We start from the raw sequence: 11,744 nt of genomic DNA, 5'->3' as shown, positions 1-11,744 counted from the left end.
AACTTTGGAGAAATCGATACCGAGATCGATTGCAGGGATGATTGATTCCATGAAAAAGCCTCCTTGAATAAAGGAATTATCCCAAGGAGGCGGTCGAGAAAATACCCGTCTTTTATTTGACGCTTACGAACGAATTCGAATGGATTGCAGAGAAAAAATGTCTGCCCGCAAATGGACAGACATTTTTTCGAAATTCAGAAAAGGTACAGATTTTATACAAAAGCCGCAAAAATCAAACCAATGGAAAACAGAAACCTGTCCTGCGCACTGTTCAGAAGAAGGCGAGAGGTGAAGGATTTGTTTTCGTATGGATCACTCAGAGAGCCGGCTGACTACTTCTCTGCCGTATGATCCTGAGCGCTTTTGTTTTTGATGAATTCCTTGACGATCTGCAGCTGTTCGAGATCGTAAGGTGTCGTCTGGTAGACGATGTAGTTGATCCAGTTGGCAAAGAACAGGTTGCCGGAAGAACGCCAGCGAACGACGGGATCCTTGGACGGATCATCGCCAGGATAGTAGTTGTCCGGAACGTGAATGGGAACGCCTGCGTTGACATCGCGCAGGTATTCCTTTTCGAGCGTACGCGGATCGTATTCGCTGTGTCCGGTTACGAAAATCTGGCGTCCCCCTTCTGTAGAAAGACAGTACAGACCGGCTTTGTCGGAAGAAGCGAGAACTTTCAGTTTGTCGCAGGCGAGCACCTGATCTTCGCGCAGACCAATGCCGCGCGAATGGGGAACCATGAACACGTCATCAAAACCGCGAAACAGAATTGAACTTGGACGATCGACGTGATGTTCAAAGACGCCAAACAGCTTTTCCGGAAGCTTCACATTGCCGATGCCATAGTGATAGTACAGCCCCGCAAACGCGCCCCAGCAAATATGCAGGGTGGAGAAGACATGCGTCAGCGACCAGTCCATAATTTTGCAAAGTTCGTTCCAGTAGTCGACTTCTTCATAGTCCAGATGCTCGAGCGGCGCTCCGGTAATCACAAAGCCGTCGTAGTATTTATCCTTGATCTGATCAAAGGTTTTATAAAACGCCTGCATGTGCGAAGAAGAAATATGAGACGGCTCATACGAAGAGGTCTGCAGCAGATCCAGTTCGATCTGCAGAGGCGTATTGCCCAGCACGCGGGCCAGCTGCGTCTCCGTTTCAATTTTGGTCGGCATCAGATTCAGCAGAAGAATATGAAGCGGGCGGATGTCCTGGCTGGTCGCCCGGGTTTCGGTCATCACAAAGATGTTTTCATCGACCAGCGTTTTGGTCGCCGGCAGCTGTTCAGGAATTTTAATCGGCATACAATCAGACTTCCTTTCTAAAAGTACAAAGTCAGGTCCAGATTCTAATGGTGCTCCTTTGCGCAAAAAGAGACCGGACCCAAAAGCCAGAGGCAGAACAAAATCCAGAGCCGGAAACATAAAGTCCGCCAGGATGCGATCTGGTTCTGCAAAACGGTACAGAAAAATGATATCGAAACGGCGATAGAGAAATGCGCTGCAAAATACAAAAGGGAAGAAAACCGGATCGGGCAGAAGAAGCGGCCTCAGACAGGAACGAGACGGCACGATAGAACCCAGTTCCTATCTGTAAGGACAGCAGCTGCCGATCCGGGAAAAGTTCAGAACATCAAAATCAAAACGGGAATAAAAGCGAATGGAAAGGAAAACTATGCTTCTGTCGCCTCGAGCGCCTGTGCAATGTCGTCTAGCAGATCCTGCGTATCTTCAATGCCGCAGGAGAAGCGGATCAGATCGCTGTATACGCCGGCTGCCTCCAGTTCCGCATCGGTCAGCTGACGATGCGTGGTGCTGGCCGGATGAAGAACGCAGGAGCGGGCATCGGCTACGTGCGTTTCAATAGCAGCGATCTTCAGGTTTTCCATGAATTTCTGTGCGGCTTCGCGACCGCCCTTCAGACGGAAGGAGACAACGCCGCATCCGCCCTCCGGAAGATACTTCTGAGCGAGCGCATGGTATTTGGAAGAAGGAAGCCCTGCGTATTCAACGCTCTTGACGGCTGGATGCTTTTCCAGGAATTCCGCCACCGCCTGGCCGTTTATCGCGTGCTGTTTCATGCGAAGATGCAGGCTTTCCAGACCCAGGTTCAAGTAGAACGCGTGCTGTGGCGACTGGATGGCTCCAAAGTCCCGCATGAGCTGCGCGGTGGCCTTGGTGATATAGGCACCTTCCAGACCGAAGCGTTCGGTATAGGTAATGCCATGGTAGGATTCATCCGGCGTGGTCAGTCCCGGATATTTCTCGGCATGCGCCGTCCAGTCGAATTTTCCGGAATCGACGATTGCACCGCCGACGGCAGCACCATGTCCGTCCATGTATTTTGTCGTGGAATGGGTGACGATATCCGCGCCCCATTCAAACGGGCGGCAGTGAATCGGAGTCGGGAACGTATTGTCCACAATCAGCGGCACCCCATGACGGTGGGCCGCATCCGCGAACTTTTCAATGTCCAGAACGGTGAGCGCCGGATTGGCGATCGTTTCGCCAAAGACAGCTTTCGTATTGGGACGGAACGCCGCATCCAGCTCTTCGGGGGAAGCGTCCGGATCCACAAAGGTGAAGTCAATGCCCATCTTGCGCATGGTGACATTGAAGAGGTTGTACGTTCCGCCATAAATGGATGTGGAGCAGACGACATGATCGCCGCAGTTGGCGATATTAAAGATCGCAAAGAAGTTGGCCGCCTGACCGCTGGACGTGAGCATCGCTGCACTGCCGCCTTCGAGGGCACAGATTTTGGCCGCTACCGAGTCGTTGGTCGGGTTTTGAAGCCGTGTGTAAAAGTAGCCTTCAGCTTCGAGGTTGAAAAGCGCGCCCATTTCATCGCCGTTTGCGTATTTGAACGTTGTCGACTGTACAATAGGAATCTGACGGGGTTCGCCGTTTCCCGGAGTATAGCCGCCCTGTACCGCAATGGTACCAAGACCTTGTTTTTTCATTTTCTTATCTCTCCTCAAGATTCCGCCAAACCCAGTAAAAATTCTGGCTGTTTGGGGATCTGTTACGATCAGCCTTCGCAAATCCGGTTCGGGCTCGATTTTGCATTAGGCAAAGCCGGAAACGATCTGCGCTGGACTGAGGAAATTTCACAAACAATGCGATTATTATAAAAGCTTTGCCTTCTTTTCCTAGATGTTTCAGAAAACAGCTTTCAAAATGCAGGCAAAGAGGGTATTTCAGCCGCCTGCGCCGGAAACAAAAACGAAAAAATAAAAGGAAAGCTGGAAACGGATCATAAACCGTATCCGGGATACATTTCAGTTCCGAAAAGCACGCAAATCCGAAAAACAATTCATGAAAAACAATACCTGAACGGGAAGATCAAAGAGAGACAGACTGGATACAAAATGGATCCGGACTGCTCCTTGCAGAAATGAAAAGCACGCGGCACGGCAGTCTTTTTGCGGGCGGAACCGTTCTAAGAAAGGAAGAAGAAAGATGAAGGAAGATTCAAATACCGATCCGATCCAGACGATAAAGTCGTCTGCGCAGAGAGATTGGAAACCCTTTGTGCACAGCGTCCTGAAACCGGCGGTTTGCGCCCTGAATCTGGAGGAGAAGGCGTACTGGATCCACGAAGAAGAAGGCGAACTGCATTCCTTGACCAAGGGTTGGTCAAGGAATGCGGTTCATCTGTCGAAATATAAGGATTCCTATGAAGTCTGGGTACAGAACGAAGACGGCTTTCTTTCGCTGCGTACTTTTTCTGAACTGGATCAGGCGATCGAGGAATTTCTGTTTCGTTTCCAGCTGGAAGAACAGACAGCGGCCTTTCTGGAAAAACTGGCAGAGATCTGCGGGCAGTAAATGAATCCGTCAATCGGTGAAACGGGATCCAAAAAGGCAGAAACTGTCTGTGCAAAATTCAAAACGGGAGAGGGGAGAACTGGGACTGTGACCACACGAAAAAAACAAAACGCGCAATGCGTTCGAAAAGATCAGAACTCATCGGTTCAGTCCGACTCATCCCAAAGCAATATAGAAACGCCTGATCCCGTTCTGGAAGCTGTCCAGCCCTTCTGGTATGTCTATATCCTCTGCTGCAGAGACGGAACCTTTTATACGGGCAGCACCAATCGGCTTCCTCGCCGCCTGAAGGCGCATAACCAGAAAAAAGGCGCGCGGTATACGCGAAGCCGTCTTCCGGTCCTTCTGGTCTATCACGAAGTCTTTTTGAGCCGGCACGATGCCCTCAGCCGGGAATGGCACCTGAAACAGCTGAGCCGAAAAGAAAAGCTGGATCTTATCCTTTCGCAAAACGCGGTTCTCGTGGATGCAGACCGGACCGGCAGGTTGGGAAAGCCGGAAGAACGGCTTTGAAATGGACTGGAAACTGCTGAATATGCGCAGGGACCATAAATAAATCAAAAATATTTACCGAAACTTTTTTTCACTTTTTTTAAAAGAATTCCTTGCAATCTTCCAAGATATGGATTATCTTAAATGAGCGCATTGGGGTATAGCCAAGCGGTAAGGCAGCAGACTCTGAATCTGCCATTTCCGTGGTTCGAATCCACGTACCCCAGCCAAGCCAATTTACACGTCAGGTTAACCGCCTGGCGTGTTTTTTTTATCTTTCCAGAACGTGCGAAAGGACAGCGCGTTTTCTTTTGAGAGCGGACCAAAGAAACGGCTCGTTTCTTTTTCGCGCCATATGCGTAAAAACGGATCGGTCAGGACGTTTCGATAAAACAATACGGGTATGCTAGGGTGGAATTGTCCAGAAAGCGGCGACGATGAAATAGCCGACTGCAGGGATAAAGGAGATAACGCATATGATTACACCGGGTTCTGTCTTTTCCATTTTGAAAGACGATCAGCCAATCGATGGCTGCACCATTTCGCACGACCTTCTGCCAGACGCAAAAGGGATGGCCATCGTGTTTTCTCTTGGTGCCCAGACGGATATTTCTCCGGAAACCTATCGTCAGAACAAGCTGATCTGGGTGATGGACGGCGATCTGACGGTTCACACTTCGCAAACGGAAGTTGTACGACTGAACGCCCAGGACGCCTGCTGGACCGAGAAAAATGTTCCTGTGGGAACAGAAACCGAAAAAGGCGCTATTTATATAGAAATAGCGCCGGGAGATGCTGAATCCATGAATCTTAATCTTGCACCTGGAGAGGTTTTTAAACTCGCAGATCTGGTTCCGTACAAAAACGGATCCATTGTAAACCGGGATGTATTTTTCACACCGGGCATGAAACTGGTCGTCATGTCCTTTGACGAAGGCACCGGTCTTTCCGAGCACGCGGCGCCTGGCGAAGCTCTGCTCTTTGGGCTCGAAGGCGAAGCCACGGTAATTTATGAAGGGGTCGAGCATGTTCTTCATGCCGGCGAAGAAATTCTCTTTGCCAAAAACGGCCGCCACGCCATTCAGGTCAACGGCCCGTTCAAGATGGCTCTGCTCATGTGCCTGGAACCAAAACCGCTCTTTCAGAAATAAGCCGGTTCTGAGTAAAGCCGAAAAGTCGTTTGCAGAAGCGTCGAAGGACAATGCAGACGACAGGCCGAAGAATCTGATTTGAAACTTTCTATCCGAATTCGTTCATTCGTACGGACCGGCGAATTCGGATTTTTCTTTTTGAAAAACACGAAACGGCGCAGATCTGCGGATCTATTGATCACGCAGGCAAAACAAAAGCCCGAACAGATTCAATCTGACGGGCTTGCTTTCTTATGGTGCGGATGACAGGACTCGAACCTGCACGCCGAAGCACTAGATCCTAAGTCTAGAGTGTCTGCCAGTTTCACCACATCCGCATGACGACATTAAAACATGGATTCGCGCCGAACGCAAAATCTTAAAGACATAAGAACAATCTGGCAGAATCGCTTCTCTTTAGTGCAGAACACGGGGCATGGACAGTTCGTCGAGCTTTTCCTGTAAGTAATCCTGCAGTTTTTCGAGAAAATCATCGGATAATCCTGGAAGATTTTCGTCAAAATCACAGTTGATCATGACCTGTCGAACTTCCGTGTCCGTCTCTGCAGGCAGATCCATGGGGAAGACTTCCTCCGCATCCAGATCGGCGGGATGGAAATCGTGGGGGACAATCGAAATTTTTGACTCTGCATAAGGGTCTGCAAGTTCGTCCTGAAGGGACAGCAGAGCCTCAAGAATCGGCTGGGCAATGGATTCGATCAGTTCATCTTCAAAGCAGTCATAGTTGGTATGCATACCTTTGCTCCTTTATCATGAATTTCACTAAATCTGACTTCATTATAGAAAGAACATTCCCTTATGCCAATCGGCCGAACCGTCAAATCCGGATGAGCGGATCGCCCGAAAAAGACTGAAATTTATGGATTTAATGAATAAAACAATGAACAAAAGTTGACTTTGATAACGGATTCGAAAATGTAGGAATTCAGGACTTTTTTCATGCACGATCCAAAAGGGCTGGTAAAATATAGGCTCTTTGTTACCAGAAAACTGACTTTCCCGAACTTTAGTTTCGTCTTGCCAGACGGCCGTAAATCAAAAGGGCCTTTCGTATTTTGAAAAGATAAGGAAGACAGCCTTTGTATTTTGGTGCAGCAGGATGGGGGGGAAGCCGGCGGTATTGTGTGTTACAGTTAGAACGCAGGAGGTGTATGGGTATGTCCGATTCAGAACAGAATAAAAACCAGACTCCCGAAAATCCGGATTCTTCCTTTCCAAAGGATCAAAATGAAATTGATGATTATACGCAGAAACTGCTCGATAAGCAGGTAGAATATCTTCTCTTTCCCGAAGACGACAGCGATGTAACGACGTCGTCTCTCGAAGGAACCATGTCCGAAGAACAGCGGCGTGTTGCGGAAGAAACGATGCTTTCGGCGCTCGATCAGCTGCGCAAGGAACGCGGTCAGGTCAGTATCGAAGAAGAAGAAAACCAGTTTGCCCGCTCGCATCCCTCTTCCAGACCAAACAAAAAGCGCCATTCCAAAGGAAAGGCACAGGCTTCGAAAGGGGAAGATCTGGAGCCGAGCCGCTATGAAGTTAAGAAAGATACGAAAGAGGAAGGCGCTGCGAAAAAGCCGGCCTCAGCCGTTCCGTTTTATAAGACGACCAAATTCAAGGTCATCCTTGCCGCCGTCATCGTGCTTGGCGTTCTCTTTGGCGCTTATGCCTGGAAAGTCACCGTATATGATCCGGCCCATGTAGCCAGCGTCGATCAGGACGCAGCCTACAAGCGGCTTGTGAACTATGCGGATGAATTCTCGATGATGTCGGATGCCCAGAAGCGAAATCTGGTCAATCTCGAAAACGACTACAACTCGCTCCCGGCGGCCAAGAAAACGGAAATCGATGAGTACTTCCTTAATCCAAAGCACACCGGCAAATCCTTTACGGATCTGCTTGCGGAAATGAAGGACAATACACTTTCCGTGGATAATCCGGAATTTGCGGATCTGCTTTCGTTCGCCCAGGGCTTTAACGCGGCAGACGAAGCAACGCGCGCCACCATTGTGGATAAAATCGACGTCTTTAACGCGCTCGAAGAAGATGCGCGCAACAAAATCGATGAAGCCATGAAAGTCACCACCGGCAAAACGTTTACTCAGGTGTATAACGACTACGTATCGGGACAGCCGATCAGCGAAAATCCTTCTGATCCAGCTGCACAGCCCGCAGACAATACGGATGCCCTTCAGGCACAGCTCGATTCCCTGCGTACAGACCGGGACAATTACGCGCAGTTTCTGGCCGAAGAAGGTCTGAGTACCGATGACATTCTTCAGCAGTACGATGCCCAGATCGCCGACCTCCAAAGCCAGCTTGGTCAGTAGAAGCCGACAGAACAGACAAGATAATACAGAGATGAATGAATACGAAGGATCAAAACGGATGGTTTCCGCAGAGATCCTTCTTTTTTTTGATGCCCGGCTCCTCCAGAAGTCCCGAGCAGATCGTTCCTTTAGGAAGGAATTGAAATTTTCGTTTTGATTCTGAAATTCCTGTGCTACAATAGCAGGGCGCCGACGTAGCACAGCTGGTAGTGCAACGCACTCGTAACGCGTAGGTCGTAGGTTCAAGTCCTATCGTCGGCACCACTTTGAAACCATCAGGCAGCTTTCCATTGCGGAGAGCTGCCTTTTCTTTATGTCGGAAATGATTTTGTGCAGGTTTGCGGTTCGTATAACCGGGCATGAAAACACGAATCCATAAGTCGCATCCAAAGCGATCCATTTTTAAGAGATATAAGAGATACAGGAACTCCAGCCTGAACAATTTTCTTTCCAGACGCTCCAAGACGGTTTCAAAACAGAAAATCCGGAACCCAGCTCCTGTATCTGGACCGATTTTTCTGCAGGCGTTTCGGAAAAAAGAAATCTGCCTTCTGATGGCTGGGGCCATCAGCCTTGGTCCGTGCGGAGAATGGCTGCCAAAAGAAGCGGTCAGCCGGCCGTTTTTGACAGCCGCTCAATCTCTTGCGACAGATCAAAACTGCTCCGCCCTAGGATCTTCTCTGGAAAAAAGCTTCGCCTTGAACTCCGAACAATTAGAAACTGCAGGCAATCCGGATGAGGACCCATTGAATAATCCATCGGAGGGTCCCGCAAAAAATGCAGAAGCAGAGAATTCTCTCGCTTCCGAAGATTTCGATCTGCCTTCTCAGCTGGTTCTGCGTCTTTTGCGCGGTTTGCGTGAAGACCTTTTTGAAAAACTGCGGCGAAATGAGGAAGGGCTGAAACGGATCGAAAAGAAAGTACAGGCGCTCAATCGCCGACAGGAAGAACAGAACCGTCTGGAAAACATCCAGAACGAAATGCGTGAGCAGACGATCCGTCTGCGCAGGCTGGATCGTCTGTTTCAGTCTTTACAGGAACGCCTCGCACCTGCGCAGCCGGAAAATCATGAAGAAGCGATAGAGGAAGCTCTGCTTCATACGGCAGGCAGTCAGATTCAGCTTCCGGCTTCGCGTCCTTCTGTTTTAGACGAACAGGTTTCCATTTCGAATAATTCGGTCTCTATAACGAAGCGAGAAGCATCTTCTGGTGAACGGAACGATGCAGGCGATTTAAACGAGCCGCAGCTCGAGTCCTCTTCATCTTCCGCTTTGCTGCCGGATCCAGCAGCCGAATCATCTCAAACAGACCAGACCGAAAGCCGAGAGAAAGCTCCCCGCCAATACAAAGACGACTTTGATCCGAGCAGACTAAAGACTCCGATCGACGGATCTGGAGGAATGGCTGGATGGAGTCTTCCAAATTCTTCTGTTCCGCTCGCCAGAGAAAACGAGGCAGTTCCCCATAAGAAAGCACAGCCTGTGCTGGAGCCGTCTGCTGCGTCTGCCCAGAGTCAAAAAAATATGGAGGGCGGATTTTCCAGAGCCTGCCCGGCTTACGACTATGAAGATGAATTTCTCAAAGACCATGGCGACAGCCTTCGCCTTCAAATGCCTGCCAAAGGCGTAATCTCTGCCGGGACCTGGGCGTATCCTTCTGGACAGATGCATCTGGGCATGGATCTGGCTTTGAATATGTATACGCCAATTTATGCGCCGACCGACGGCGTGATTGTGTACGCCAATGCCCCTGTGGGAGACAGCGGCGGGTATCTGGGAAACTGGATAGGCTATCCAGCCGGAGCGGGGAATTCGCTCTGTATGATCGGGATCACCGAAGACGGTCTTTTTGGAATTACCTTTGCCCACCTCTCATCGAACCTTTACGTTCGTGCCGGTCAGCAGGTCCGTCAGGGAGACCTTCTGGCCAAATCGGGCAATACGGGAAATTCCACCGGTCCGCATACCCATATCGAGCTGTTTCGAATCAAAAGCTCGTTTGAAGACGTCGCGTCTTACTTTTCCTCTACGGCGGATTTTGCGTTTGGCTGCGGCTGGAACGCACCGGCGACGTGCTCCAGATACGCCTGCCGCGTCCGGCCGGAACAGTATTTTTCCCGCTAAAGGAAATCTATAGACTGTCAGAAATCTGAACACGGAGGCCATCTGAAAACGAAGGCCTTTCTTGTCGTTTAAAAGATAAAAAGTCATTTAAAATGAACGAAGCTATGGGCTCGATACAATGAGGACAGGAAGAGCAGCGCGCATATTTCGAGTAAATTCACAATTATTTGACAAACTCGAAGATTTATTTCACTTTGTTCAAGGATTGAAGACAAATACAGCGCGTATTCGGTTTATACGCCGTACGCATTTTTGTCCAATTGCTTCAGGAAAGGAGAGATCGTCCTATGGAACAGCTTGAATCCTTATATGAAAAACGAATGCGAACTTTACTGGGTGACGAATTTGATGCCTACCAGAACAGTCTTTCGACTCCGCTTTATCAGGGACTTCGCATCAGTTCCTCCAAGCAGGATCCACAGATCACCCGGAAAAATCTGCCGTTTCTTTCGGAGGTGTCGCCGTTTGCGGATCATACCTGGTACATCCATCAGAAAGCGGGACTAACGCCGGAACACTTGCAGGGGCTGATTTACCTGCAGGAACCGTCCGCTTCCGGTGCCGTTTCCATTTTGAATGTGCAGCCGGACGATACCGTTCTCGATTTGTGCGCCGCGCCCGGAAGCAAGAGCACGCAGATCGCGGAGAAACTTGGCAGGAACGGATTTCTCGTTTCCAATGAGATCGATCCGAAACGAGCGCAGATTCTGGCTGGCAATCTGGAACGCATGGGCGCGGAAAACGTCTGTGTGACCAATATGGACAGTCCGTCGATCTGCTCGCAGACGGAAGGTCTGTTTGACAAAGTTCTGGTCGATGCGCCGTGCTCGGGCGAGGGCATGATGAAAAAGCATGAAATCGCCCGCGACGACTGGTCGATCGAAAACGTTCTGCTTTGCGCGGCCAGACAGAAGGACATCCTGAAAGAAGCCTGGAAGGCGCTTAAACCTGGCGGCGAACTCGTCTATTCCACCTGCACGTATGCGCCAGAGGAAAACGAGGGGAATGTCGCCTGGCTTCTTTCCACGTTTGAAGATGCAAAACTTCTTCCGGTCGATGTGATCTGGGGAAGAGAAGGCTTTGCGACAAATGGACTGGATGCTTCGAAAGCCGCTCTGGTTCGCCGCGTCTTTCCCATGGATGGCGGGGAAGGCCACTTTATGGCGCGCTTTATGAAAACGGGCGAGTCCGAAGAAAGTGCTGAACCAGTCAGCAGCTCTCGAAAAAAGGGGAAAGGGTCAAAGGGCCTCTGGCTCTCTGCAGACAAGCTGCCTAAGGAAGCCGCTTCCTTTCTGGATGAACAGCTAGAAGCCGATGAGCGCGGCGTATGCGGCTATTCGTTTTATCACGTGATCGAGCGAAAAGACGAAAGTCTGGTCTTTGGGATGAATCATCCGTTTCTGAATCTGAAAAAGGGAAAGGTGATTCGTCAGGGCGTTTTAATCGGCAGCGTGCTGCGCAAACGCTTTGAACCGGATTTCGCCTTTTATCTGAGTGAAACGGCCGCCCGTCATCTGAAAACGAAAACGGAAACCTTGCTCGAAGAAATGGATGCATATTACCATGGTCAGCAGCTTCCGCTTCAGGCGCCTGCCGGCTTTCGCGCGCTGTGCTATCAGGGCATTCCTTACGGCTTTGGAAAAAGCTCAGCCGGCCGTATTACCAACAAGCTTCCCAAAGGCCTTCGGCTTCTGCCGGGTTCCGCCATTTTAAAAGGCGGCAAAACGGAAGACGATCCAGCAAAGGCGTAAAACGCGAGAAAATCTGGACAGCCGGCGGTTTTGAGGTGCGTCACAAACCGCATACAGACTGCTCAGA

Annotated in this window: 9 protein-coding genes and 3 tRNA genes; 8 read left to right on the top strand and 4 right to left on the bottom strand. The window is 50.0% G+C overall.

What is annotated here, in order from left to right:
• Window positions 1–332 precede the first annotated feature (332 nt).
• Window positions 333–1,304, bottom strand: coding sequence for a homoserine O-acetyltransferase MetA (gene metA, locus Afil_RS01725; protein WP_230266803.1), 972 nt, complete (start codon window positions 1,302–1,304; stop codon window positions 333–335).
• Window positions 1,305–1,672: 368 nt separating this feature from the next.
• Window positions 1,673–2,962 (bottom strand): O-acetylhomoserine aminocarboxypropyltransferase/cysteine synthase family protein, encoded by a 1,290-nt coding sequence (locus Afil_RS01720; protein ID WP_230266802.1) that lies wholly within the window; start codon window positions 2,960–2,962, stop codon window positions 1,673–1,675.
• 499 nt (window positions 2,963–3,461) lie between these two features.
• Here Afil_RS01720 and Afil_RS01715 point away from each other — a divergent pair, with 499 nt between their 5' ends.
• From Afil_RS01715 to Afil_RS01700, 4 genes are all read left to right on the top strand, one after another.
• Entirely contained in the window at window positions 3,462–3,830 is a 369-nt protein-coding gene (locus Afil_RS01715; protein WP_230266801.1) for a hypothetical protein, read from the top strand.
• 87 nt (window positions 3,831–3,917) lie between these two features.
• Window positions 3,918–4,343 carry a GIY-YIG nuclease family protein gene (locus Afil_RS01710; protein WP_230266800.1) on the top strand — a complete coding sequence of 142 codons (426 nt, stop codon included), beginning with the start codon at window positions 3,918–3,920 and terminating at the stop codon, window positions 4,341–4,343.
• 133 nt (window positions 4,344–4,476) lie between these two features.
• A tRNA-Gln gene (locus Afil_RS01705) sits at window positions 4,477–4,552 on the top strand.
• A gap of 246 nt (window positions 4,553–4,798) precedes the next feature.
• Entirely contained in the window at window positions 4,799–5,473 is a 675-nt protein-coding gene (locus Afil_RS01700) for a cupin domain-containing protein (RefSeq protein WP_230266799.1), read from the top strand.
• A 234-nt stretch (window positions 5,474–5,707) separates the two neighbouring features.
• On the opposite strand, the gene Afil_RS01695 is transcribed toward Afil_RS01700, so the two are convergent.
• Together Afil_RS01695 and Afil_RS01690 are read right to left on the bottom strand one after the other, a co-directional pair.
• A tRNA-Leu gene (locus Afil_RS01695) sits at window positions 5,708–5,790 on the bottom strand.
• Window positions 5,791–5,869: 79 nt separating this feature from the next.
• Window positions 5,870–6,208, bottom strand: a complete 339-nt coding sequence (locus Afil_RS01690) for a hypothetical protein (protein WP_230266798.1) — start codon at window positions 6,206–6,208, stop codon at window positions 5,870–5,872.
• 422 nt (window positions 6,209–6,630) lie between these two features.
• On the opposite strand from Afil_RS01690, the gene Afil_RS01685 reads away from it, so the two are divergent.
• The 4 genes from Afil_RS01685 to Afil_RS01670 all read left to right on the top strand — a co-directional run bounded on the left by Afil_RS01685 (window position 6,631) and on the right by Afil_RS01670 (window position 11,677).
• Window positions 6,631–7,803: a hypothetical protein gene (locus Afil_RS01685; protein WP_230266797.1), complete on the top strand. Its 1,173-nt coding sequence runs from the start codon at window positions 6,631–6,633 to the stop codon at window positions 7,801–7,803.
• Window positions 7,804–7,991: 188 nt separating this feature from the next.
• Window positions 7,992–8,067 (top strand) — tRNA-Thr (locus tag Afil_RS01680).
• 482 nt (window positions 8,068–8,549) lie between these two features.
• Window positions 8,550–9,926: a M23 family metallopeptidase gene (locus Afil_RS01675; RefSeq protein ID WP_230266796.1), complete on the top strand. Its 1,377-nt coding sequence runs from the start codon at window positions 8,550–8,552 to the stop codon at window positions 9,924–9,926.
• 287 nt (window positions 9,927–10,213) lie between these two features.
• Window positions 10,214–11,677, top strand: coding sequence for a methyltransferase RsmF C-terminal domain-like protein (locus tag Afil_RS01670; protein WP_230266795.1), 1,464 nt, complete (start codon window positions 10,214–10,216; stop codon window positions 11,675–11,677).
• Window positions 11,678–11,744: the final 67 nt, after the last annotated feature.

This window comes from Allobaculum fili (assembly GCF_020969955.1).
Lineage (GTDB): Bacteria > Bacillota_I > Bacilli_A > Erysipelotrichales > Erysipelotrichaceae > Allobaculum > Allobaculum fili.
Note: the sequence above shows the minus strand (reverse complement) of the source record. Positions and strands in the feature narration are given on the sequence as shown.